The sequence below is a fragment of the Enterobacter sp. BNK-8 genome (genome assembly GCF_048685095.1).
Classification (GTDB): Bacteria; Pseudomonadota; Gammaproteobacteria; order Enterobacterales; family Enterobacteriaceae; genus Enterobacter; species Enterobacter quasiroggenkampii.
This window is the reverse complement of record NZ_JBLQTN010000001.1, coordinates 1,410,627-1,434,938: the sequence shown is the minus strand read 5'-3', so window position 1 is coordinate 1,434,938 and position 24,312 is coordinate 1,410,627. Positions and strand designations below refer to the sequence as shown.

Annotated in this window: 22 protein-coding genes; 14 read left to right on the top strand and 8 right to left on the bottom strand. The window is 56.0% G+C overall.

Annotation, left to right across the window (positions count from 1 at the left end):
• Positions 1 to 13: 13 nt before the first annotated feature.
• Entirely contained in the window at positions 14 to 1,264 is a 1,251-nt protein-coding gene (gene icd, locus ACMGGU_RS06865) for an NADP-dependent isocitrate dehydrogenase (RefSeq protein WP_008500752.1), read from the bottom strand.
• Between the two features lie 117 nt (positions 1,265 to 1,381).
• Between icd and rluE the strand changes: the two genes are divergently transcribed.
• The 8 genes from rluE to ACMGGU_RS06825 all read left to right on the top strand — a co-directional run bounded on the left by rluE (position 1,382) and on the right by ACMGGU_RS06825 (position 9,190).
• Positions 1,382 to 2,035, top strand: a complete 654-nt coding sequence (gene rluE, locus ACMGGU_RS06860; protein ID WP_126534334.1) for a 23S rRNA pseudouridine(2457) synthase RluE — start codon at positions 1,382 to 1,384, stop codon at positions 2,033 to 2,035.
• Positions 2,036 to 2,044: 9 nt separating this feature from the next.
• Complete coding sequence (locus ACMGGU_RS06855; RefSeq protein WP_032674552.1) at positions 2,045 to 2,518, top strand: NUDIX hydrolase; 474 nt, start codon at positions 2,045 to 2,047, stop codon at positions 2,516 to 2,518.
• A gap of 40 nt (positions 2,519 to 2,558) precedes the next feature.
• A complete protein-coding gene (gene mnmA / locus ACMGGU_RS06850; RefSeq protein WP_021241033.1) occupies positions 2,559 to 3,671 on the top strand; it encodes a tRNA 2-thiouridine(34) synthase MnmA in 1,113 nt (370 codons plus the stop codon).
• A 28-nt stretch (positions 3,672 to 3,699) separates the two neighbouring features.
• Complete coding sequence (hflD, locus tag ACMGGU_RS06845; RefSeq protein ID WP_008500756.1) at positions 3,700 to 4,329, top strand: high frequency lysogenization protein HflD; 630 nt, start codon at positions 3,700 to 3,702, stop codon at positions 4,327 to 4,329.
• Positions 4,330 to 4,348: 19 nt separating this feature from the next.
• Positions 4,349 to 5,719: an adenylosuccinate lyase gene (purB, locus tag ACMGGU_RS06840; RefSeq protein ID WP_045910223.1), complete on the top strand. Its 1,371-nt coding sequence runs from the start codon at positions 4,349 to 4,351 to the stop codon at positions 5,717 to 5,719.
• 122 nt (positions 5,720 to 5,841) lie between these two features.
• Positions 5,842 to 6,513: a two-component system response regulator PhoP gene (gene phoP / locus ACMGGU_RS06835; RefSeq protein WP_024908594.1), complete on the top strand. Its 672-nt coding sequence runs from the start codon at positions 5,842 to 5,844 to the stop codon at positions 6,511 to 6,513.
• A complete protein-coding gene (gene phoQ / locus ACMGGU_RS06830) occupies positions 6,514 to 7,977 on the top strand; it encodes a two-component system sensor histidine kinase PhoQ (protein ID WP_045417076.1) in 1,464 nt (487 codons plus the stop codon).
• 91 nt (positions 7,978 to 8,068) lie between these two features.
• Positions 8,069 to 9,190 carry a cupin domain-containing protein gene (locus ACMGGU_RS06825; protein WP_021241031.1) on the top strand — a complete coding sequence of 374 codons (1,122 nt, stop codon included), beginning with the start codon at positions 8,069 to 8,071 and terminating at the stop codon, positions 9,188 to 9,190.
• Positions 9,191 to 9,281: 91 nt separating this feature from the next.
• Here ACMGGU_RS06825 and pepT read toward each other — a convergent pair whose 3' ends face one another.
• Positions 9,282 to 10,505 (bottom strand): peptidase T, encoded by a 1,224-nt coding sequence (pepT, locus tag ACMGGU_RS06820; RefSeq protein ID WP_044596805.1) that lies wholly within the window; start codon positions 10,503 to 10,505, stop codon positions 9,282 to 9,284.
• 237 nt (positions 10,506 to 10,742) lie between these two features.
• Between pepT and potA the strand changes: the two genes are divergently transcribed.
• The 4 genes from potA to potD are packed head-to-tail and all read left to right on the top strand — an operon-like array spanning position 10,743 to position 14,545.
• Positions 10,743 to 11,885 (top strand): spermidine/putrescine ABC transporter ATP-binding protein PotA, encoded by a 1,143-nt coding sequence (gene potA / locus ACMGGU_RS06815; protein ID WP_420300959.1) that lies wholly within the window; start codon positions 10,743 to 10,745, stop codon positions 11,883 to 11,885.
• Positions 11,869 to 12,726, top strand: coding sequence for a spermidine/putrescine ABC transporter permease PotB (potB, locus tag ACMGGU_RS06810; RefSeq protein ID WP_069719437.1), 858 nt, complete (start codon positions 11,869 to 11,871; stop codon positions 12,724 to 12,726). Before potA ends, potB begins: the two co-directional genes overlap by 17 nt.
• Positions 12,723 to 13,514 carry a spermidine/putrescine ABC transporter permease PotC gene (potC, locus tag ACMGGU_RS06805; protein WP_008500765.1) on the top strand — a complete coding sequence of 264 codons (792 nt, stop codon included), beginning with the start codon at positions 12,723 to 12,725 and terminating at the stop codon, positions 13,512 to 13,514. Before potB ends, potC begins: the two co-directional genes overlap by 4 nt.
• Entirely contained in the window at positions 13,511 to 14,545 is a 1,035-nt protein-coding gene (potD, locus tag ACMGGU_RS06800) for a spermidine/putrescine ABC transporter substrate-binding protein PotD (protein WP_420300342.1), read from the top strand. Before potC ends, potD begins: the two co-directional genes overlap by 4 nt.
• Before the next feature lie 47 nt (positions 14,546 to 14,592).
• Here the strand turns inward: potD and ACMGGU_RS06795 are convergent, their stop codons facing one another.
• Complete coding sequence (locus ACMGGU_RS06795) at positions 14,593 to 15,822, bottom strand: HDOD domain-containing protein (protein ID WP_196352582.1); 1,230 nt, start codon at positions 15,820 to 15,822, stop codon at positions 14,593 to 14,595.
• Between the two features lie 237 nt (positions 15,823 to 16,059).
• On the opposite strand from ACMGGU_RS06795, the gene ACMGGU_RS06790 reads away from it, so the two are divergent.
• Positions 16,060 to 17,991, top strand: coding sequence for a methyl-accepting chemotaxis protein (locus ACMGGU_RS06790; protein WP_417928992.1), 1,932 nt, complete (start codon positions 16,060 to 16,062; stop codon positions 17,989 to 17,991).
• Between the two features lie 45 nt (positions 17,992 to 18,036).
• On the opposite strand, the gene cobB is transcribed toward ACMGGU_RS06790, so the two are convergent.
• Genes cobB through lolC form a run of 5 tightly spaced genes read right to left on the bottom strand, consistent with a single transcriptional unit; the run spans position 18,037 to position 22,975 of the window.
• Positions 18,037 to 18,858 carry a Sir2 family NAD+-dependent deacetylase gene (gene cobB, locus ACMGGU_RS06785; RefSeq protein WP_021240739.1) on the bottom strand — a complete coding sequence of 274 codons (822 nt, stop codon included), beginning with the start codon at positions 18,856 to 18,858 and terminating at the stop codon, positions 18,037 to 18,039.
• Positions 18,859 to 18,872: 14 nt separating this feature from the next.
• Positions 18,873 to 19,784 carry an N-acetylglucosamine kinase gene (gene nagK, locus ACMGGU_RS06780; protein ID WP_023292773.1) on the bottom strand — a complete coding sequence of 304 codons (912 nt, stop codon included), beginning with the start codon at positions 19,782 to 19,784 and terminating at the stop codon, positions 18,873 to 18,875.
• Positions 19,785 to 19,837: 53 nt separating this feature from the next.
• A complete protein-coding gene (lolE, locus tag ACMGGU_RS06775; RefSeq protein ID WP_417928991.1) occupies positions 19,838 to 21,082 on the bottom strand; it encodes a lipoprotein-releasing ABC transporter permease subunit LolE in 1,245 nt (414 codons plus the stop codon).
• Positions 21,082 to 21,783: a lipoprotein-releasing ABC transporter ATP-binding protein LolD gene (gene lolD / locus ACMGGU_RS06770; protein ID WP_417928990.1), complete on the bottom strand. Its 702-nt coding sequence runs from the start codon at positions 21,781 to 21,783 to the stop codon at positions 21,082 to 21,084. Before lolD ends, lolE begins: the two co-directional genes overlap by 1 nt.
• Positions 21,776 to 22,975 (bottom strand): lipoprotein-releasing ABC transporter permease subunit LolC, encoded by a 1,200-nt coding sequence (gene lolC / locus ACMGGU_RS06765; RefSeq protein ID WP_045372942.1) that lies wholly within the window; start codon positions 22,973 to 22,975, stop codon positions 21,776 to 21,778. Before lolC ends, lolD begins: the two co-directional genes overlap by 8 nt.
• A gap of 256 nt (positions 22,976 to 23,231) precedes the next feature.
• On the opposite strand from lolC, the gene ACMGGU_RS06760 reads away from it, so the two are divergent.
• Complete coding sequence (locus ACMGGU_RS06760) at positions 23,232 to 24,305, top strand: acyltransferase family protein (RefSeq protein ID WP_196364747.1); 1,074 nt, start codon at positions 23,232 to 23,234, stop codon at positions 24,303 to 24,305.
• Positions 24,306 to 24,312 lie beyond the last annotated feature (7 nt).

Genomic DNA, 24,312 nt, shown 5'->3' with positions numbered 1-24,312 from the left:
CCCAGAATCTGGATTACATGTTCGCGATAATCGCGTCGCCAAACTCTGAACATTTCAGCAGCTTAGCGCCTTCCATCAGACGTTCGAAGTCATAGGTTACGGTTTTCGCGTTGATTGCGCCTTCCATACCTTTAACGATCAGATCTGCGGCTTCGAACCATTCCATATGACGCAGCATCATCTCTGCGGACAGGATGATAGAGCCTGGGTTCACTTTGTCCTGACCTGCGTATTTTGGTGCCGTACCGTGGGTTGCTTCGAACAGGGCGCACTCGTCACCGATGTTCGCGCCAGGGGCGATACCGATACCGCCAACCTGTGCAGCCAGGGCGTCAGAGATGTAGTCACCGTTCAGGTTCATACAGGCAATCACGTCGTATTCTGCAGGACGCAGCAGGATCTGCTGCAGGAACGCATCGGCGATCACATCTTTAATGATGATCTCTTTGCCGGTGTTCGGGTTCTTGATCTTCTGCCATGGGCCGCCGTCGATCAGCTCACCGCCGAACTCTTCTTTCGCCAACTGGTAGCCCCAGTCTTTGAACGCGCCTTCGGTGAACTTCATGATGTTGCCTTTGTGAACCAGGGTCACAGAGTCACGGTCGTTGGTGATCGCATATTCGATGGCCGCGCGCACCAGACGTTTGGTCCCTTCTTCGGAGCACGGCTTAATGCCGATACCGCAATGCTCAGGGAAGCGAATTTTCTTCACGCCCATCTCTTCGCGCAGGAATTTAATCACTTTTTCTGCGTCAGCAGAGTCCGCTTTCCATTCGATACCCGCGTAGATGTCTTCTGAGTTTTCGCGGAAGATAACCATGTCGGTCAGTTCAGGGTGCTTCACCGGGCTTGGGGTGCCCTGATAGTAACGAACCGGACGCAGACAGACGTACAGGTCCAGCTCCTGACGCAGAGCCACGTTCAGAGAACGGATACCGCCGCCAACTGGGGTGGTCAGGGGGCCTTTAATAGCAACGCGGTAGTCGCGGATCAGGTCCAGCGTTTCTGCTGGCAGCCAGACGTCCTGGCCATAAACTTGCGTCGATTTCTCACCGGTGTAAATTTCCATCCAGGAAATTTTACGCTCGCCTTTGTAGGCTTTCTCAACAGCGGCATCAACCACTTTCAGCATTGCCGGGGTAACGTCTACACCGATACCGTCACCTTCAATGAACGGAATAATCGGATTGTGAGGAACGTTAATCTTGCCGTTTTGCAGGGTGATCTTTTTACCTTCCGCCGGAACAACTACTTTGCTTTCCATTAACCTCTCCTTCGAGCGCTTCTGGTTGTTACTGATCTTATGTTAATAAATTGTAATGAGCCCTTCGATAGTACCTGATTGTCCGACGCCATGAAAGGTCTTCGTTATTAGGCTATAATGCGGCAATTGATAACGCCTGAAAATACCATGAAGAAAACTTCTTTTACAAAACACCGGGTTGAGCGATTCAGCTCGCGACAAGCCGCCAGACGACCGCAAGAAACCCAGCCAAAGCGGGTGATTCTGTTCAATAAACCCTACGATGTTTTGCCGCAGTTCACCGACGAAGCCGGACGCAGCACGCTAAAGGACTACATCCCTGTTCAGGGGGTCTACGCGGCCGGGCGTCTGGACCGGGACAGCGAAGGCCTGCTGGTCTTGACCAACGACGGCGCGCTGCAGGCGAAGCTCACGCAGCCGGGAAAACGCACCGGCAAAATTTACTTCGTCCAGGTCGAAGGCGAGCCGGACGAAGAAACGCTTGATAAATTGCGCAAAGGCGTCACGCTGAACGACGGTCCCACCCTGCCGGCAGGTATTGAACGCGTGAATGAACCGGAGTGGCTGTGGCCGCGCAATCCGCCGATCCGCGAACGCAAATCCATTCCGACCAGCTGGCTCAAAATCACCCTTTATGAAGGCCGCAACCGTCAGGTTCGACGGATGACCGCGCACGTCGGCTTCCCTACCCTGCGTCTGATTCGCTACGCTATGGGTAACTACACCCTGGAAACGCTGGCAAACGGTGAATGGCGAGACGTTACCTGTTAAGGAGTCACTATGTTTAAACCTCATGTCACGGTTGCCTGCGTGGTCCACGCCCGGGGTAAATTCCTGGTTGTCGAAGAGAGCATTAACGGCAAAGCGCTGTGGAACCAGCCAGCCGGGCACCTTGAAGCCAATGAGACCCTTCTTCAGGCCGCAAAACGCGAGCTATGGGAAGAGACCGGCATTCACGCTGAACCCCAGCACTTCATCCGTATGCACCAGTGGATTGCACCCGATAGCACCCCCTTCCTGCGTTTTTTATTTGCCGTTGAGCTTAGCGAAACGTGCGCCACTGAGCCGCAGGATGACGATATCGACCGCTGTCTGTGGGTCACCGCCGACGAGATCCTGAACGCGCGAAACCTGCGCTCGCCGCTGGTTGCGGAAAGCATTCGCTGCTGGCAGTCAGGCGCACGCCTGCCGCTGGATGTCATCGGCGCTTTTAACTGGCCGTTTACAGAGGGTGCCAATGGTGGGGGGGCGTGATAGAATACGCCGCCTTGAAGTTCAATGTCGTGAGTATTCCATGTCAGATAATAGCCAGAAAAAAGTGATCGTCGGCATGTCCGGCGGTGTCGATTCCTCCGTTTCCGCCTACCTGTTACAGCAACAGGGCTATAAGGTGGAGGGCCTGTTCATGAAGAACTGGGAGGAAGATGATGGCGAGGAATACTGCACTGCCGCTGCGGATCTCGCCGATGCGCAGGCCGTATGCGATAAGCTCGGCATTGAACTGCACACCGTTAACTTTGCCGCAGAATACTGGGACAACGTGTTTGAACTGTTCCTCGAAGAGTACAAAGCGGGCCGCACGCCGAACCCGGATATTCTGTGCAATAAAGAGATCAAATTTAAAGCCTTCCTGGAATTCGCCGCGGAAGATCTGGGCGCAGACTACATTGCGACCGGTCACTACGTGCGTCGCGCAGACGTGAATGGCAAAAGCCAGCTGCTGCGCGGTCTGGACGGCAACAAAGATCAAAGCTACTTCCTCTATACGCTGAGCCACGAGCAAATCGCCCAGAGCCTGTTCCCTGTCGGCGAGCTGGAAAAGCCGCAGGTGCGTAAAATCGCCGAAGAGCTGGACCTGATTACCGCGAAGAAAAAAGACTCTACCGGTATCTGCTTCATCGGCGAGCGCAAATTCCGCGATTTCCTCGGACGTTACCTGCCCGCACAGCCGGGTAAAATTGTCACCGTCGACGGGGAAGAGATTGGCCAGCATCAGGGGCTGATGTACCACACCTTAGGCCAGCGTAAAGGCCTGGGTATCGGCGGGACGAAAGAAGGTAGCGAAGATCCGTGGTACGTGGTCGACAAAGATGTCGAAAACAATATTCTGGTTGTTGCTCAGGGTCACGACCATCCGCGTCTGATGTCCGTTGGCCTGATTGCGCAACAGCTTCACTGGGTCGATCGTGAGCCGCTGAAAGGCACGCTGCGCTGCACGGTGAAAACACGCTACCGTCAGACCGATATTCCTTGCACCGTTACCGCGCTCGATGACGATCGCATTGACGTGCGCTTCGACGAGCCGGTCGCCGCCGTCACCCCGGGCCAGTCTGCTGTCTTCTACAGCGGAGAAATCTGCCTGGGCGGCGGGATCATTGAACAGCGCCTGCCGCTGCCCGCTGTTTAACAGCGATTGCACACATAAAGGAGACCGTGTGGCGAAGAACTACTATGACATCACCCTGGCGCTGGCGGGAATTTGCCAGTCAGCCCGTCTGGTGCAACAGCTGGCACATCAGGGTCATTGCGACGCTGACGCCCTGCACGTTTCACTCAACAGCGTTATCGACCTCAACCCCGGTTCAACCCTGGGCGTGTTCGGTGGCAGTGAAACCAATCTTCGTCTCGGTCTTGAAACCCTGCTTGGCGTGCTTAACGCCAGCAGCCGTCAGGGGTTAAACGCAGAGCTGACCCGCTACACGTTGAGCCTGATGGTGCTGGAGCGTAAGCTGAGCGCAGCAAAAGGCGCGCTTAATACCCTGGGCGATCGCATTGCCGGGCTACAGCGTCAGCTCGATCATTTTGACCTGCAGTCCGACACGCTGCTGAGCGCCATGGCCGGCATTTATGTTGACGTCATCAGCCCGCTGGGACCGCGTATACAGGTCACCGGCTCCCCTGCCGTGCTGCAAAGTCCGCAGGTACAGGCAAAAGTGCGCGCGTCCCTGTTGGCTGGGATCCGCGCCGCCGTGCTGTGGCACCAGGTTGGCGGTGGCCGCCTGCAGCTAATGTTTTCTCGTAATCGCCTGACCACTCAGGCAAAACAAATTCTTGCTCATTGTTAACCTCCCGGAGTTGCGAATTATGGAATTATCCTCACTGACCGCCGTATCCCCTGTCGATGGACGCTACGGCGATAAAGTCAGCGCGCTGCGCGGGATCTTCAGCGAATATGGTTTGCTGAAGTTCCGTGTTCAGGTTGAAGTACGCTGGCTGCAAAAGCTGGCCGCCCAGGCAGCAATCAAGGAAGTTCCTGCTTTTGATGAAAAGGCAAACGATTACCTTGATAAAATCGTTGCCGACTTCAATGAAGAAGATGCCGCGCGCATTAAAACTATTGAGCGCACCACCAACCACGACGTGAAGGCGGTCGAGTACTTCCTGAAGGAGAAAGTGGAAAGCGTTCCTGCGCTGCACGCCGTGTCTGAGTTCATCCACTTCGCCTGTACGTCTGAAGACATCAACAACCTGTCGCACGCCCTGATGCTCTCTACCGCGCGCAAAGAGGTGGTGCTGCCTTACTGGCGTAAAATCATCGATGCGGTGAAAGCGCTGTCCGTGGAATACCGCGACATTCCGCTGCTCTCCCGTACCCACGGCCAGCCAGCCACCCCATCCACGATGGGTAAAGAGATGGCGAACGTCGCGTACCGTATGGAGCGCCAGTATCGTCAGCTGGAACAGGTTGAAATTCTGGGCAAAATCAACGGCGCGGTCGGTAACTATAACGCCCACATCGCCGCGTATCCGGAAGTGGACTGGCACCAGTTCAGCGAAGAGTTCGTGACCTCTCTGGGCATTCAGTGGAACCCGTACACCACCCAGATTGAGCCGCACGACTATATCGCCGAACTGTTTGACTGCATCGCGCGCTTCAACACCATCCTGATCGACTTCGATCGTGACGTGTGGGGCTACATCGCCCTGAACCACTTCAAACAGAAAACCATCGCGGGTGAAATTGGCTCTTCCACCATGCCGCACAAAGTGAACCCGATCGACTTCGAAAACTCCGAAGGCAACCTGGGTCTGGCGAATGCCGTGCTGCAGCATATGGCAAGCAAACTGCCGGTATCCCGCTGGCAGCGCGACCTGACCGACTCCACCGTGCTGCGTAACCTGGGCGTGGGCATCGGCTACGCGCTGATTGCGTACCAGTCCACCCTGAAAGGCGTGAGCAAGCTGGAAGTGAACCGCGATCGTCTGCTGGACGAACTGGATCACAACTGGGAAGTGCTGGCGGAGCCGATTCAGACCGTGATGCGTCGTTATGGCATCGAAAAGCCGTACGAAAAACTGAAAGAGCTGACCCGCGGCAAACGCGTTGACGCCGAAGGTATGAAGCAGTTTATCGACGGCCTGGCGCTGCCGGAAGAAGAGAAAACCCGCCTGAAGGCCATGACTCCGGCGAACTACATTGGCCGCGCCATCACCATGGTTGACGAGCTGAAGTAATCTCCTCTCCCCCTTTCCGCCCGGAAAGGGGGTTGCTTTTCCCCGGTTTACTCAATGTTTATCCCCACAGCAACATAATCAGCGTTAAACTATTCGTACTATTTATTCTGGGAGAAAAGATGATGCGCGTACTGGTTGTTGAGGATAACGCATTGCTACGTCATCACCTGAAGGTTCAGCTTCAGGAGATGGGACATCAGGTGGACGATGCTGAAGATGCAAAAGAAGCCGATTATTATCTCAATGAACACCTGCCGGATATCGCCATTGTCGATTTAGGGTTGCCTGATGAAGACGGTCTGTCGTTGATTCGTCGCTGGCGCAGCCACGATGTTTCTCTGCCGGTTCTGGTGCTGACCGCCCGTGAAGGCTGGCAGGATAAGGTCGAAGTGCTCAGCGCGGGTGCAGATGATTACGTCACCAAGCCGTTCCATATAGAAGAGGTGGCGGCCCGCATGCAGGCGCTGCTTCGTCGCAACAGCGGGCTGGCATCTCAGGTTATCTCCATCCCGCCTTTCCAGGTCGACCTCTCCCGCCGGGAATTATCCATCAATGATGAAGTGATCAAGCTCACCGCCTTCGAATACACCATCATGGAGACGCTGATCCGCAACAACGGCAAGGTCGTGAGCAAAGACTCCTTGATGCTCCAGCTCTATCCTGATGCTGAACTGCGTGAGAGCCATACCATTGACGTGCTGATGGGACGTTTACGTAAGAAAATTCAGGCGCAATATCCACAGGATGTGATTACCACCGTCCGTGGTCAGGGCTACCTGTTCGAATTACGCTAAATGAGACGGATCTTGCGCCATATTTTGCCCCTCTCGCTGCGGGTGCGCTTTTTACTGGCAACGGCAGCCGTCGTGCTGGTGCTGTCGCTCTCCTACGGCATGGTCGCCCTGGTGGGCTACAGCGTCAGCTTTGATAAAACCACCTTTCGCCTGCTGCGTGGCGAAAGCAATCTGTTTTATACCCTGGCGAAGTGGGAAGACAATAAAATCACCGTCGAAATGCCGGAAAACCTCAATCAGCAGAGCCCCACGCTGGCCCTGATTTATGACGAAAAGGGGAAGCTACTGTGGGCGCAGCGGGACATTCCGTGGCTGGTCAAAAGCATTCGTCCGGACTGGCTTAAAACCAACGGGTTTCATGAAATTGAAGCCGATCTCAACACCACCAGCTCGCTGATCCGTGAAGATCGCTCCCTGCAGCAAAAGCTGAACGAGATCCGCGCCGACGATGCCGAAACGGAGATGACGCACTCCGTCGCAATTAACCTCTATCCGGCGACGCTAAACATGCCGCAGTTGACCATCGTGGTGATCGACACCATTCCGGTCGAGCTGAAGCGTTCTTATATGGTCTGGAGCTGGTTCATCTACGTTCTGGCGGCAAATCTGCTGCTGGTGATCCCGCTGCTGTGGGTAGCGGCGTGGTGGAGCTTGCGCCCCATAGAATCACTGGCGAAAGAGGTTCGCGAGCTGGAAGAGCATCATCGCGAAAAGCTTAATCCGGAAACCACCCGCGAGCTCACCAGCCTGGTGCGAAACCTCAACCGCCTGCTGAAAAGTGAACGCGAACGCTATGATAAATACCGTACGACGCTTACCGACCTGACCCACAGCCTGAAAACCCCGCTCGCGGTCATGCAAAGCACCCTGCGTTCCATGCGCAGTTCGAAGCTGAGCGTTGACGATGCCGAGCCGGTGATGCTGGAGCAGATCAGCCGTATTTCCCAGCAAATTGGCTATTACCTCCACCGCGCCAGCATGCGTTCCGGCAGCGCGCTGCTGAGCCGCGAGCTGCATCCGGTCGCCCCGCTTCTGGATAACCTCACGTCTGCCCTCAACAAGGTGTATCAGCGTAAAGGGGTGAACATCAGCCTTGATATCTCGCCAGAGATAAGCTTTGTGGGTGAAAAAAATGACTTCATGGAAGTGATGGGTAACCTGCTGGATAACGCCTGCAAATACTGTCTGGAGTTCGTGGAAGTGTCGGCGCGGCAGACGGATAACGAACTGCATATCATCGTTGAGGATGATGGTCCGGGGATCCCGCGCAATAAACGTGATGTGGTGTTCGATCGCGGTCAACGCGCCGATACGCTACGTCCTGGCCAGGGCGTTGGATTAGCCGTCGCGCGTGAGATTGTCGATCAGTACGACGGGAAAATCGAAACCAGTGAAAGTTTGCTGGGCGGCGCGCGAATGGAGGTCATTTTTGGTCGCCAGCAGCCCACATCGAACGATAGTTAACCCGTTATGTGAAAAATGCGAGGATCTCGCAGCCGGGGGGCTGAGCTTCCGTTATAATCCGAGTCAGTAAGAGCCTGCGGAATAAAAAAATATGGATTATCACTTAACGCTTAACTGGCCCGAGTTTATTGAACGTTACTGGCAAAAACGCCCGGTCGTTCTGAAGCGCGGGTTCAGCAATTTTGTCGACCCCATCTCGCCTGACGAGCTGGCCGGTCTGGCCATGGAAAACGAAGTCGACAGCCGTCTGGTCAGCCACCAGGACGGGAAATGGCAGGTTAGCCACGGTCCTTTCGAAAGCTACGATCACCTCGGTGAAAACAACTGGTCGCTGCTGGTGCAGGCGGTTAACCACTGGCACGAGCCAACGGCCGCCTTAATGCGTCCGTTCCGCGCCCTGCCCGACTGGCGCATGGACGATCTGATGATCTCCTTCTCCGTTCCTGGCGGTGGCGTCGGTCCGCATCTGGACCAGTACGACGTGTTTATTATTCAGGGTACGGGCCGCCGCCGCTGGCGCGTGGGCGAAAAAGTCCCCATGAAGCAGCACTGCCCGCATCCGGACCTGCTTCAGGTTGACCCGTTTGACGGGATTATCGACGAAGAGCTGGAGCCGGGTGACATTCTCTACATTCCACCGGGATTCCCTCACGAAGGTTACTCCCTGGAGAATTCCCTCAACTACTCCGTCGGGTTCCGCGCGCCAAGCGGGCGCGAGATGATCAGCGGATTTGCCGACTATGTTCTGCAGCGCGAGCTGGGCAGCTATCGTTACAGCGACCCTGATGTGCCTGCACGCGAGCATCCGGCCGATATCCTGCCCGCAGAGCTGGATAAGCTGCGCGGCATGATGCTGGATCTGATTAACGAGCCGGAGCACTTCAAACAGTGGTTTGGCGAGTTTATCAGCCAGTCCCGCCACGAGCTGGACGTTGCACCACCGGAGCCGCCTTATCAAGCTGACGAGATTTATGATGCGCTTCAGCAGGGCGACAAGCTGACGCGCTTGGGCGGACTACGCGTGCTGCGTATTGGTGAGGACGTGTTCGTCAACGGCGAGAAGCTGGACTCTCCACACCGTCCGGCGCTGGAAGCGATTGCCAGCCATCTGGTGCTGACTGCCGATACCTTTGGCGATGCGCTGGAAGACCCGTCCTTCCTCGCGATGCTGGCCGCACTGGTCAACAGCGGGTACTGGTTCTTTGAGGACTGACTCGCCTTAATGCCCGGTGGCGCTGCGCTTACCGGGCCTACAATTTTAACGTAGGCCGGGTAAGACGTAGCCGCCACCCGGCTTAAAGCGGCTACCGCTTCGCGGTCAACTCCGCAATCCGCACAATCACCTGCACCGCCTTTTCCATTCCTTCAAGCGTCACAAACTCATGTTTGCCATGGTAGTTATAGCCACCGGTAAACAGATTCGGGCACGGTAGCCCCATGAATGACAGCTGAGAACCATCGGTGCCGCCGCGAATCGGCTTCAGCTGCGGTTCAATATCGCAGTCGCGCATCGCCTGCTGGGCGATATCGAGAATATGCGGATGCGCCATCACCTTCTCGCGCATATTGTAATAGCTGTCTTCGATGATGAGCTCGATATAGCAGTCAGGATGCAGGCCCTTGCCCACCTTCTTGGCGATCTCCATCATCTTACGCTTGCGCGCCTCAAAGGCTTTACGGTCGAAATCGCGGATGATGTAGTGCATCTGCGCGCTGTCCACGGTGCCTTTGATGCTGGTCAGGTGATAGAACCCTTCATACCCTTCGGTCTGTTCGGGGCTCTCTTCCGCCGGGACTTCCGCATGAATTCGCGACGCAAGCGACAGTGCGTTCACCATGACGCCTTTCGCCGAACCGGGGTGAACGTTGTTGCCAACAATTTTGATCGTCACTGAGGCAGCATTGAAGTTTTCATACTCCAGCTCACCGACGCCGCCACCGTCAACGGTGTAGGCCCACTGCGCGTTAAAGGCGTCCACGTCGAAGTGCTTCGCCCCCTTGCCGACCTCTTCATCCGGCGTAAAGGCCACGCGGATATCGCCGTGCGGGATATCTTTGCCCTTCAGCACCGCCAGCGCCGTCATGATTTCCGCGATCCCCGCTTTATCATCCGCCCCCAGCAGCGTTTTTCCGTCGGTGGTGATCAGCGTCTGGCCCAGCAGCTGGTGCAGCACCGGGAACATGACGGGCGAGAGCACTTCGTCGCCTATGCCCAGCGCAATGTCGCCGCCGCGGTAGTTTTCAACAATCTGCGGGTTCACATGTTTACCGCTAAAATCCGGAGAGGTGTCGACATGGGAGATAAAGCCAATCGCCGGAATGTCACCCGGGACATTCGCCGGCAGCGTTCCCATCACAGTGCCTTTCTCGCTTAACGTGACGTTGACCAGCCCCATGGCGTCAAGCTGCTCTTTAAGCAGGTTTAATAACTTCCACTGGCCTTCGGTGCTCGGCACCTGGCGAACACCCGGTTTAGATTGGGTATCCAGCGAAACGTACTGTAAAAAACGCTCAAGTAATTTATCCATGCAGTCACCCTCACTTTTTGTGACAACATTATCAATAAGCATCAAAACGCAAATATTGCGTCAGGTCACTTTTATCCCGCAAACGAGAATATTTTCCGTTTATATCGTTATGCGTTAGTAAATGTAGCTTATGAATCAGTGACAAGGATTGGCGATTGCAGGGGATTGCCGTAGAATGTCCGCCCTCATTACGAGTCACCAAGGTGGTTACACACAAACCCCGCTTCAGTCTGCTGCCTGAGGCGTCTATATGGGACAGCGCAAAAATTGAATACACAAACCCGTTCACCGCTGGTGAAACTGGAACGAATTTGTAAAAGTTTTGATGGCAAGGACGTCATTTCCGACCTCACTCTCACCATCAATGACGGTGAGTTTCTGACGCTGCTTGGCCCCTCCGGCTGCGGCAAAACAACCGTACTGCGCCTTATCGCCGGGCTGGAAAGCGTCGATAACGGCCATATCCATCTTGAAAACCAGGACATCACCCAGGTTCCCGCCGAAGACCGCCACGTCAACACTGTCTTTCAGAGCTATGCCCTCTTCCCGCACATGACCGTGTTTGAAAACGTGGCGTTTGGCCTGCGGATGCAAAAAACCCCGGCGAATGAAATCGAACCGCGCGTCACCGAAGCCCTGCGCATGGTGCAGCTTGAGACGTTCGCCCAGCGAAAACCGCATCAGCTTTCCGGCGGCCAGCAGCAGCGTGTGGCCATCGCCCGCGCCGTGGTCAACAAGCCGCGTCTGCTCCTGCTGGATGAATCCCTCTCCGCGCTGGATTACAAACTGCGCAAGCAGATGCAGAACGAACTCAAGGCTCTGCAGCGCAAGCTCGGCATTACCTTTGTCTTCGTCACCCATGACCAGGAAGAGGCCCTGACCATGTCCGACCGCATCGTGGTGATGCGTGACGGTAAAATCGAGCAGGACGGCACGCCACGTGAAATCTACGAAGAGCCGAAGAACCTGTTTGTCGCCAGCTTCATTGGTGAAATCAATATTTTCGACGCCACGGTGATCGAACGTCTGGACGACCAGCGCGTCCGGGCCCGCGTCGAAGGACGGGAGTGCGCCATCACGGTGAATTTCCCCGTCGAAAAGGGACAAAAGCTCAACGTTCTGCTGCGCCCGGAAGATCTGCGCGTCGATGAAATCCACGGCAATGCCGAGGCCGAAGGGTTAATCGGCTATATCCGCGAGCGCAACTACAAAGGGATAACGCTGGAGTCTGTCGTCGAGCTGGAGAACGGCAAAATGGTGATGGTCAGCGAGTTCTTTAACGAGGACGACCCTGACTTCGACCACTCTCTCGACCAGAAAATGGTTATCAACTGGGTAGAAAGCTGGGAGGTTGTACTGGCTGATGAAGAACACAAGTAAGTTCCAGAATGTGGTGATTGCCACGATCGTCGGTTGGCTTGTGTTGTTTGTCTTTCTCCCCAACCTGATGATTATCGCCACCAGCTTCCTGACCCGCGACGATACCCATTTCGTTTCGCTGGTCTTTACGCTGGACAACTACACGCGCCTGCTCGATCCGCTCTATTTTGACGTGCTGCTGCACTCACTGAATATGGCGCTGATTGCCACGATTGCCTGTCTGGTGCTGGGATATCCCTTCGCGTGGTTCCTCGCGGGCCTGCCGCAAAAGGTGCGGCCCCTGCTGCTGTTTTTACTGATTGTGCCGTTCTGGACCAACTCGCTGATTCGCATTTACGGGCTGAAAATCTTCCTCAGCACCAAAGGCTACCTCAATGAATTTCTGCTGTGGCTGGGAGTGATCGATACGCCGATCCGCATCATGTTCACCCCGAGCGCGGTGATTATCGGTCTGGTCTATATCCTGCTGCCGTTTATGGTGATGCCGCTCTACTCCAGCATTGAGAAGCTGGATAAACCGCTGCTGGAAGCGGCAAAAGATCTGGGTGCCAACAGGTTCCAGACCTTTATCCGCATTATCATCCCGCTGACCATGCCCGGCATTATCGCGGGCTGTCTGCTGGTGATGCTCCCGGCGATGGGCTTGTTCTACGTTTCTGACCTGATGGGCGGGGCGAAAAACCTGCTGATTGGGAATGTGATCAAGAGCCAGTTCCTCAACATCCGCGACTGGCCGTTCGGGTCCGCCACCAGCATTACGCTGACGGTGGTGATGGGTCTGATGCTGCTGGTCTACTGGCGCGCATCACGGCTGCTGAACAAGAAGGTGGAACTCGAATGATCGGTCGACTGCTTCGCGGCGGTTTTATGACCGCCATTTACGCTTACCTGTATATCCCGATCATTATTTTGATCGTGAACTCGTTTAACAGCTCGCGCTTTGGGATTAACTGGCAGGGCTTTACCACCGACTGGTACAGCCTGCTGATGAACAATGACAGCCTGCTGCAGGCCGCTCAGCACTCGCTGACGATGGCGATTTTCTCCGCCACCTTCGCCACGCTGATTGGCTCCCTGACCGCCGTGGCGCTCTATCGCTATCGCTTTCGCGGTAAGCCGTTCGTCAGCGGCATGCTGTTTGTGGTGATGATGTCGCCGGACATCGTGATGGCGATTTCGCTGCTGGTGCTGTTTATGCTGCTGGGCGTTCAGCTTGGCTTCTGGTCGCTGCTGTTTTCCCATATCACCTTCTGCCTGCCGTTTGTGGTGGTGACCGTCTTTGCGCGCCTGAAAGGGTTCGACGTGCGCATGCTGGAGGCGGCGAAAGATCTGGGTGCCAGCGAAATGACCATCCTGCGCAAAATCATCCTGCCGCTGGCGATGCCCGCCGTGGCGGCCGGATGGCTGCTGAGCTTTACCCTGTCGATGGATGACGTGGTGGTCTCCTCCTTCGTGACCGGGCCGAGCTATGAAATTCTGCCGTTGAAAATCTATTCGATGGTGAAAGTCGGCGTTTCACCTGAGGTGAACGCGCTGGCGACCATTCTGCTGGTGTTTTCGCTGGTTCTGGTGATCGCCAGCCAGGTTATTGCTCGTGATAAAACAAAATCTCAGGGGACAATGAAATGAAAAAAATGCTCGCCGCTGCGGCGCTGGTGCTTGGCATGGGTGCCGCGCACGCTGATGACGGCAAAACGCTCTACTTCTACAACTGGACCGAGTATGTGCCGCCGGGACTGCTGGAACAGTTCACCAAAGAGACGGGCATCAAGGTGATCTACTCGACCTACGAGTCGAATGAAACCATGTATGCCAAGCTCAAAACCTACAAAGACGGCGCATACGATCTGGTGGTTCCTTCCACCTACTTTGTCGACAAGATGCGCAAAGAGGGCATGATCCAGAAGATCGATAAAACGAAGCTAACCCATTTTTCAAACCTCGATCCGGAGATGCTCAACAAGCCGTTTGACCCGAATAACGACTACTCCATTCCGTATATCTGGGGGGCAACCGCGATTGGCGTTAACAGCGAGGCCGTCGATCCGAAATCGGTGACAAGCTGGGCCGACCTGTGGAAACCGGAGTACAAAGGCAGCCTGTTATTGACCGACGACGCGCGTGAAGTGTTCCAGATCGCGCTGCGCAAGCTGGGCTACTCGGGCAATACGACGGATCCAAAAGAGATTGAAGCGGCGTATACCGAGCTGAAAAAGCTGATGCCTAACGTGGCGGCATTCAACTCCGATAACCCGGCAAACCCGTATATGGAAGGTGAAGTGAACCTGGGGATGGTGTGGAACGGCTCCGCGTATGTCGCCCGCCAGGCCGGTACGTCGCTTGAGGTTGTCTGGCCAAAAGAGGGTGGGATTTTCTGGATGGACAGTCTTTCAATCCCGGCCAACGCGAAAAACGTGGACGGGGCGCATAAGCTGATTGACTTCCTGCTGCGCCCTGACGTGGCGAAACAGGTTGCCGAGACGATTGGCTACCCGACGCCCAACCTGGCCGCACGCAAGCTGCTGAAGCCTGACGTGGCTAACGATAAGTCGCTCTACCCGGACGCCGAAACCATCAGCAAAGGTGAATGGCAGAACGATGTCGGCGACGCCAGCCGCCTCTACGAAGAGTATTACCAGAAGTTAAAAGCGGGCCGCTAACCGGTATCGCGCCCCTCCTCACGCCGCCTGTACGGCGTGAGGGGGAATTAACTGACCGCATTCTCTCCTGCCCAGATCGTCGCCTTTCGCATCGCCTCCACCACCTCCTCATCAGACAGACCCAGCGTCTGACGAACCTGTGTCGCCTCGTCCCAGCGCTGCTGTTCATAGTAGCGACAGAGGTTAATCATGTCGGCTAACTGCCCCTCCTGATGGCACAGCGCGTTGCTCACGCTCTGCGGTACCGCAATTTGCTTCATCAACTCGGCCATCGGCAGCTCAAGGAGGGTATCGAGCAAAGAAAACAGGCCGCACATGAATGCATTTTCAGCCAGAATCGGGTCTTTCATCGTCTCTGCAATCAGTTCGCAGAACTTGCCGCGCATCATGCTTAGCGGGTAAAGCTCGCTGACGGTGTCATTACCCGCACTGGCGAGGACCACGACGGCAACAAACCGTCGGAGCTGATTTTCGCCAAGATACCTGAGCACCTCGCTCAGGGTTAACTTGCTGAAATTACAGGCGCCGACATGTTTAAACGCCGTATGCTTCATATAGCGCATGATTTTATAAGAGAGCGTCAGATCCGTTTTTATCAACGACTCGATGATTCGAAAATCAGGTTTATTGCGTCCGACCTCCATTTGCAGCCGGAAAATCGCCAGCTGATTTTGCGACAGCCGTTTATATTTAATGACCTCCGGACGGCAGAAAAAATAGCCCTGAAACAGCGAGAACCCCTCGTCCCTGTATTGGTTGAATTCCTCTTTAGTCTCAACTTTTTCAGCGAGATATTTAATATGACCGGTCAGATGTTTACGTGCTTTCAGATACGCTTTAATTTGCGCTAAAGTATAATTTCTGACGTCGAATTTCAGGATCGAAATATAGGGTAAAAAAGCATCCCATTCTGGCGCAAGGGTGAAATCATCAAGCGCAAACTGGTAGCCATGCGCATTCATCTCCCTGACAGCCTGCAGCAGTTCGGCCCCCGGCACAGCATCTTCAAGGATCTCAATCACCACGCTCTCTTTATCAAGCGCTTCGCCACTGCGGTCAATGACCATCCTTGAAGGGAAATTAATAAACGACGTATGTGCCCCGGCGATGCGCTGGGACGGCACACATAAAAACTGATCGGATATCATCCTGGACGTGGCATATTCCGCCGACACATCCGGAAAACGATTTGTCATCCCGTCTCTGAAAAGCAGCTCATAGGCCACGGTATTCATCTCTGGGTTAAAAATGGGTTGTCGCGCGATAAATCCGTACATATCCCATCCTCCTCTACCACTTAATATTTATTAGCATCCTCTTTCTACACGATGATAACGAGCATTATCGAGCGCTATTTTGATTGAATGCACAAAATAAAAGCATCCACACTAATTAACGGGATTTAATATTCTGGAATTTAAATTAAATATATCCGGCGCTCTACAGAAAGAGAACGAAATATCCGATAAGTACTGTGTGCCTGCCCGACATGCACGACATTACGGGAGATGAGAATGAAAGACGCCATGGTCCGAAAACAAAAAATAAGAGTCAAGACGTTGATGCTATTGTCCATTTTCCTCACCGTGACGGTGGGCTTTACGGCAACGATCGGGTTTATGATGTGGCAGTGGATGGCGCAGCAAGAGGTGCTGGCCAAAAAACATATCCGCCAGATAGCCGAGGTACAGGCTTTACAGGTCAGCAAACAGCTGGATTCCGCCCTGACTGCCGCCCGGGATATGGGCAACAGTGCCCTGGCGCTGCGCGAGGCGGGCGTATCCGATCGCCAGAGCCTTAACCAGTTGCTCATCCACTACCTCTCGGCTCACCCGTCGTTTCTCTCCATGTCGATGGCCTTTGAGCCCAACGCGTTTGACGATAAAGATACCGCCTTTGCCGGTCAGATCGGTGAAGATCCTGCCGGCCGCTACGCCCGCTACGTCGACCGCGATGCCACCGGCAAACCGGCGTTGCACCTGCTGACGGACATCGAAACGCCCGGCAGCGGTGATTATTATCTGCTGCCGAAACAGCGGCATAAAGATGTGATCATCGAACCCTATATTTACCCCTACAACGGCGTGGACGTGATGCTCACCTCGATTGCCGCCCCCATCATGCGTGACGGTCAGTTTCTGGGCTCGGTCACCTCTGACTTCTCGCTCGCCACGCTGCAGTCCACGATCGGCGCAATTAAACCGTGGAACGGCACAGGCTACGCCCTCCTCCTGTCTGCGGGCAATAACGTGGTGTCCAGCCCGGACAAACGGGCTGCAGGCAAGCCTTACGCGGGTCAGATTGCCGGTCATGACGTCACCCGGGTAAACGATCCGCTGCTGAAGGAAGAGGTGTTTATCACCTGGCAGGACATCGCCGTCGGCAACAGCCAGACGCCGTGGAAACTGGCTATTATCACCCCGGTCAGCGAAGTGATGGCCGAAGCGCGCGCATTTTTACTGAAAGCCATCGTCCTGATGGTGTTAAGCATCGTTGCGGTCAGCCTGGTGATGGCCCAGATCTTTACCCGCAAGGTTGACCGTCCGGTGGGGGGAGAACCTTCCGAGGCCGCCGGTATTGCCCTTGCCGTCGCCCGGGGAGATCTGAACAACACTATCCCGGTGCGTTCCGGGGATACCCACAGCATTTTTTATGCCCTGCACACCATGCAGACGCAGCTCAAGCGCATCGTCGGCAACATCAGCGAAGCCAGCCATTCGGTGCACGGCGGGACCAGCGAAATTTCGGCGGGCAACCTTGACCTCGCCTCGCGTACCGAAGAACAGGCGGCGGCGATTGTTGAAACAGCTGCCAGCATGGAAGAGATTTCGGTCACGGTGAAGAATAACGCCGACAACGCCCACAAGGCCACCACGCTGACCGATCGCGCCGCGAGCCTCGCCGGGCATGGCGAAACGCTGGTAAACGACGTGGTAATGGTGATCGGGGAGATTGACGAGAGCGCACGTAAGATCGGTGAGATTAACAGCATCGTCGACGGCATCGCCTTCCAGACCAATATTCTGGCGCTGAATGCGGCCGTTGAAGCGGCGCGCGCAGGCGAACAGGGACGCGGTTTCGCAGTTGTCGCAGGTGAAGTGCGCAATCTTGCCCAGCGAAGCGCTAACGCGGCCAAAGAAATCTCTCAACTGATTGCCGAGTCCTCAGGCCGCGTCAGCAAAGGCGTTGAGCTGGTCAATGAGACCGGCGTAATGATGAAACAGGTGATTGAGGCGGTGTCGCACGTGCATCTGGTCATCAACGACATTGTTCAGGCGCTGGACGAGCAGAATCGGGGGATTAGCCAGGTCAGTACCGCCGTTAACCAGATGGACAGCACCACCCAGCAGAACGCTTCACTGGTTCAGCAGATCTCAGCGGCGGCGCTCTCGCTGGACGAGCAGGCTAAATCGCTGGAGAAGACGCTGGCGTTCTTTCATTCTTAAATAAAAAGGCACCCGTCCAGCGGGTGCCTTTTCACGCGATTCGCGTTACAGCCCTTTCAGCAGCTTGTCGACAAATTCCGGAACAACCGTGCTTGCCAGACCGTAGTGTTTCTCTTCAAATTCGCTGCCCACCTGGCTTGGCTCAAGATTGAGTTCAACGGTATGCGCGCCGTGCAGTCGCGCTTCGTGGACAAACCCCGCCGCCGGATAAACATGGCCGGATGTGCCGATGGCGATAAACACGTCGGCCATCGCCAGCGCGCTGTAGATCTCATCCATTCCCAGCGGCATTTCGCCGAACCAGACCACGTGCGGACGCAGGCGCGACGGGAACTGGCAGCAGTGGCACTTATCCTCCGGCAGCACGTCCTCTTTCCAGTCCAGCACCTGACCGCTCCAGGCGCAGCGAACCTTGAGCAGCTCGCCGTGCATATGGATGATATTCTTGTTACCGGCCCGCTCGTGAAGGTTGTCGATATTCTGCGTTACCAGCAGAAAACGATCGCCCAGCGCCTCTTCCAGCTTCGCCAGCGCCAGATGCGCCGCATTCGGCGCGACGTCAGGCTGCTGAAGCTGACGACGGCGGGCGTTGTAAAACGCCTGCACGAGATCCGGGTCGCGGGCAAAGCCTTCCGGCGTGGCGACATCCTCCACGCGGTGCTCTTCCCACAACCCGTCCGCCGCGCGGAAGGTTCGAATTCCTGACTCGGCGGAGATCCCCGCCCCGGTCAGCACCACCACTCTGGGTTTATCCATCGCTTCTGGCATCATTCTGTCTCTGAAAAAGATCCGCTGGCGCAGACGCTCACGCAAGCGGCGTTTGTTTTTGCGAAAACGGCTGAGTCGACCCTGGCGACGCGACAGCATAGTAACCTCGTAAACTAATCGGTGAGATGAAGGAATGCGGCTCCGCGCATGCCTCCTGCGTCCCCGTGTCGCGCGCGTTCAATACGCGGCACGCGGGCAACCGGCAATAAGTGTCGGGGCAAACGCCCGGACAACCGTTCCGTAATCGCGGTAAAGTTTGAGAGCCCTCCCCCGATCACCAGCAGATCCGGGTCGACGATAGTGAGAATATTGCCCAGACATACCGCCAGCAGATCCAGATAGCGCTCGACGTGCTCACGCGCCTGCGCATCCCCTTGCTCCCACAGGGTAATGATTTGAGGGGCCTCAAGTTTCTGATGATAGAAGTGTTCGTAAAGCCATGCAAACCCGCGGCCGGAAAGGTAGTTCTCAATACAGCCGTGCTGGCCACAGCCGCAGCGGGTTAGCGGAAAATCACGTCCCACCACCTCGAGGGCATCCACCGGCAGGCGAATATGACCAAACTCGCCGGTGATGTAGCTGCGGCCGGTGATGGGCTTACCGTTGATGACGATTCCGCCGCCGACGCCGGTACCGAGGATCAGCCCCATCACCAGCGGGTAGCGACGGAATTCATCATCCCAGGCTTCAGAGAGCGCGAAGCAGTTGGCATCGTTATCTAAACGCACGTCGCGTTCAAGGAGAGCAGAGAGATCGGCGCGCAGCGGTTTACCGCTGGCGGCAGGCACGTTGGCCGCGTAAAGCGTACCGTCGTCGGTTTCCGGCATGCCCGGAATACCAATGCCGACACTGCCTTTCACGCCAAAGCGTTCATCGGCCTGCGCCACCAGCGCGGCAATGGCGGTTAAAAATTCGTCGTAGCTGTCGCGCGGCGTGGGAACGCGGGTTTCCCATTGCAGTTTGAGGTCTTTATCAAACACGCCGAGCGCAATCTTGGTGCCGCCAATATCAAATCCATAATACATAACGCATTCCTCTTTCGATCTGGCGACCCGAAAGCCGCTAGATCATGACGTAATTACTGGCCACTTAATACCCTCGCCGGATCAATTCGGCTTGCGCGACGCGCCGGATACCAGCTTGCCAGCAGACTCAGTAAAAGTGCTGTAAGCAGCACATAAAAAACATCCAGCCAGTGCAGTTCAGACGGCAGGAAGTCAATAAAATAGATATCACCCGACAGGAACTGGTGACCAATAAGCTTTTCAATCCCGTTGATAATCGGCGTCAGCTGCAGGGAAACCACCACGCCAATCACCACGCCGCACAGGCTGCCGAACAGACCCGCCAGCAAACCGTACCAGACGAAGATGGCGCGAATAAGACCGTCTTTAGCTCCGAGGGTACGCAGCACGGCGATGTCGCCGCTCTTGTCCTTGACCGCCATGACCAGCGTCGAGACGATATTAAAGCACGCGACGCCAATCACCAGCACCATCGCCAGATACATAATGGCGCGGATCATCTGGATATCACGGTACATATACCCGTAAGTGCCGATCCAGCTTTTGATGTAGACATAGTTATTGGTCACGCTGCCCGCGTCGCGCACCAGTTTGTTGGCGTTAAAGACGTCGTTCACCTTAATCGCTATGCCCGTCACGCTGTCGCCCATGTCGAGATACTGGCGCGCATCCTCCATCGGCACCATCGCAAAGCTGTGGTCAAGCTGGCCGCTCAGCTGAAGAATACCGGTAACGTGCAGGCGCACGCGTTTTGGCTGCTGCAGTTTGTGATCGGCGCTGGCGTTGGGGATCATGATTGACACCCAGTCGCCCTGCTTCACCTTCAGGGCATCAGCAACGCCTTTACCCATGATGATCTGCTGCTCGCCCGCCCTGAAGTTGGCCCACGCGCCGTTTTGCACATAGTTAGGCAGCGCGCTGAGACGCGCTTCCTGCGCCGGGTTCACCCCTTTCACCTGAATGGCGCGCAGGTTTACCCCGCTCTCCACCAGCCCGGTAAAGTTAATGTAGGGCGCGGCCGCGGCGATGCCCGGCACTTTTTCAACTTTGGTGAGCGCATCGCTCCAGTTCGTCCACGGCTGGTTAACCGGTTCGATCTCCCCGTGCGGCACCACCGCCAGAATGCGGTTATTCAGCTCGCGCTCAAAACCGTTCATGGCGCTCAGGCCGACGATCAACACCGCTACACCCAGCGCAATACCGATGGTCGAGATGACGGAGATCAGCGACACCATGCCGCCGCGACGGCGGCCGCGGCTAAAACGTAAACCGATGAGTAACGATAACGGTGACCCCATTACTCTGCTCCCATCAGGGTCAGTTCCGCGTTCAGATGACCGTCGCGCATCTCAAGCTGGCGCCCCATGCGTTTTGCCAGCTGCAGATCGTGGGTCACCACCAGGAACGCGGTACCCTGTGAGGCGTTCAGCTCGCCCAGCAGCTGGAAAATACTGTCCGCATTGCGGGCGTCCAGGTTACCGGTGGGCTCATCCGCCAGCACCAGACGCGGGTTGTTGACCAGCGCACGGGCAATCGCCACGCGCTGGCGTTCGCCGCCGGAAAGCTCCGACGGACGGTGGTTACCGCGATGGCCCAGCCCTACCGCTTTCAGCATGTCGCAGGCCCGGGCGTTAATTTCTGCGGGTTTCTTCTTGCCAATCAGCAGCGGCATCGCCACGTTTTCCAGCGCCGTGAAATCCGGCAGCAGGTGGTGGAACTGGTAGATAAAGCCCAGCTCGCGGTTGCGCAGCTCGGCCTTCGCCGCCGAGGACATTTTGCTCATCGGCTGGCCGGAGAAAATCACGTCGCCGTTGGTTGGGGTATCCAGCCCGCCCAGCAGATGTAATAAGGTACTTTTACCGGAGCCGGAGCTGCCGACAATCGCCATCATCTCGCCTTCGCCCACGCTAAAGCTCACATTGTGCAGCACGTCGGTTTGCACAGTGCCTTCCTGATAGCGTTTGGACAGGTTGTCGCATTGCAACAGGATCTTATTCATAACGTAAAGCCTCAGCGGGTTGAGTGGCGGCGGCGCGCCAGGAAGGATAAAGCGTTGAAAGCAGCGCAATGGCCATCGCGGCCAGCGCAATACCGACCACCTGCAGCGGCTCGATAGCCACCGGCAGCGCCGCGCCGTCGAGCAGCGCGCCGATAATCGGCATTAAGTTGTTGAGCTGGCTGGCAAGCAGTGCCCCCAGCACGGCACCGAGCAGCGCACCGATGATACCGGCGCTGGCGCCCTGCACCATAAACACGGCCATGATCTGGCGCGGCGTCAGCCCCTGGGTTTGCAGGATAGCGACCTCGCCCTGCTTCTCCATCACCATCAGCCCCAGCGAGGTGATGATGTTAAATGCCGCCACGGCGACGATCAGGCTCAGCAGCAGCCCCATCATGTTTTTCTCCATCCGCACGGCCTGGAACAGCTCGCCTTTACGCTCGCGCCAGTCCTGCCATTTGGTGCCGTCCGGAAGTTTTTGCTGGCTGAGGGTATCCACCTTCAGCGGCGCGTCAAGCCACAGGCGCCAGCCGGTGATATTTCCGGCCGGGTAGCGCATCAGGCGTGACGCGTCCTGGATGTTAACCAGCATCTGGTAGCCATCGACTTCGCTGTTGGCGGCAAAGGTACCAATTACGTTGAACAGGCGCTGGCTTGGCAGGCGCCCCATCGGCGTAAACTGGCTGGCTGAAGGCACCATCACGCGCAGCTGGTCGCCACGGTTGACGCCAAGCTGGCCGGCAAGCTGCTCACCCAGAATCACGTTGTATTTCCCGGCTTCCAGGTCGGTCTGCTTCACGTTAACGAGATACGGCGTCAGCGGATCTTTTTGCGCAGGGTCGATACCCAGCATCACGCCGACCGCCACGCTGCGGGCGCTTTGCAGCACCACGTCACCGGTGGTCAACGGCGCAACGCGCGTGACGCCCTGTAACTTCGCCGCGCTTTCCGGCAGCTGCTGTGGGTTAACCGAACCGTTAGTCGATGAGAGAACGGCCTGCGGCATCAGCCCCAGGATATTGTTTTGCAGCTCGCGCTCAAAGCCATTCATGACGGAAAGCACCGTCACCAGAGCCATCACGCCAAGCGTAATGCCAATAGTCGAAAGCCAGGAGACAAAGCGACCGAAGCGGTCCGCGGCGCGCCCACGCATGTAGCGTAAGCCTATGAAGAGTGCGACAGGTTGATACATGAAATCCGTCTGTTTGCTGATAGCAGACCCACGAGTATATAAGCGAATCCGTTAAGCGTAAATGACTGAAACCGTAAGCTTTGGTAATCATTTTTCCGAAAAATTCAGATAAATCAGGGTACTAATGTCTGAAACCGCCCCTCGCAACCTCCACCTTTTCCGAAAAATCTCCTGATACAGACTGTTACCCATTACAGCCCGGTTTCGTTTAACAACAATTGTTCGTTCGTCTATGGCAATAAGGTAGTTGCGAACAATGAAGCAAAAAGCATTATGGATTAACCAGATAAAAGGGCTGTGTATCTGCCTGGTGGTTATCTATCATTCGGTTATCACGTTTTATCCGCACCTGATCGGGCTGCAACACCCGCTCTCCGGCCTTCTCGCCAAATGCTGGGTCTATTTTAATCTCTACCTCGCCCCCTTCCGTATGCCGGTCTTTTTCTTTATCTCCGGCTATCTGATCCGTCGTTATATTGATGAGGTGGACTGGCGAACCAGCCTCGACAAGCGAATCTGGAGCATTGTCTGGGTCCTGGCGCTGTGGGGAATTCTGCAATGGCAGGCGCTGACCCACCTGAATGCCTGGCTGGCCCCCGATCGTGAGCTTGCCACCTCGTCGAACGCGGCCTACGCCGACTCGCTCCCGGGATTTGTGCGAGGCATGCTCACTGCCAGCACCAGCCTGTGGTATCTGTATGCCCTGGTTGTGTACTTCACGCTGTGTAAACTGTTGAGCCGCTGGAAGCTGCCGATGCTGGGGCTGCTGGCGCTGGCAAGCATCGCGATCAACTTCCTGCCGCTGCCGTGGTGGGGAATGAACAGCGTGGTACGCAACATGATCTACTACAGCCTCGGGGCGTGGTATGGCGCAGCGCTGATGACGTGGATGAAAAACCTCAGCCTGCGCCGCAGCTGGCTTACAACCGGCGCTTTCGCCGCCGTCTCCGTGGTGCTGTGGTTTGCTAACGTTCCGCTACTGCTCTCATTGCTGTCGATTGTGTTGATCATGAAGCTGTTCTACAGCTTTGAGCAGCGCTATGCCGTTCACCCTGACAACCTGCTGAACGTGATTGGCTCCAATACCATTGCGATTTATACCACTCACCGCATCCTCATTGAGGCCTTCAGCCTGTTCCTGATTGGCGAGATGAATGCCGCTTACTGGCCGGTCTGGGCTGAACTCACCTTAATTCTGGTCTACCCGTTTGCCAGCCTGCTGATCTGTACCCTTGCCGGACTCGGGGTGCGTAAGATTTCCACCGCGCTGTTTGGCGACATTTTCTTCTCTCCGCCTTCACCGCTCACGCTGTCACCCACCACCCGTTAATGCCCTC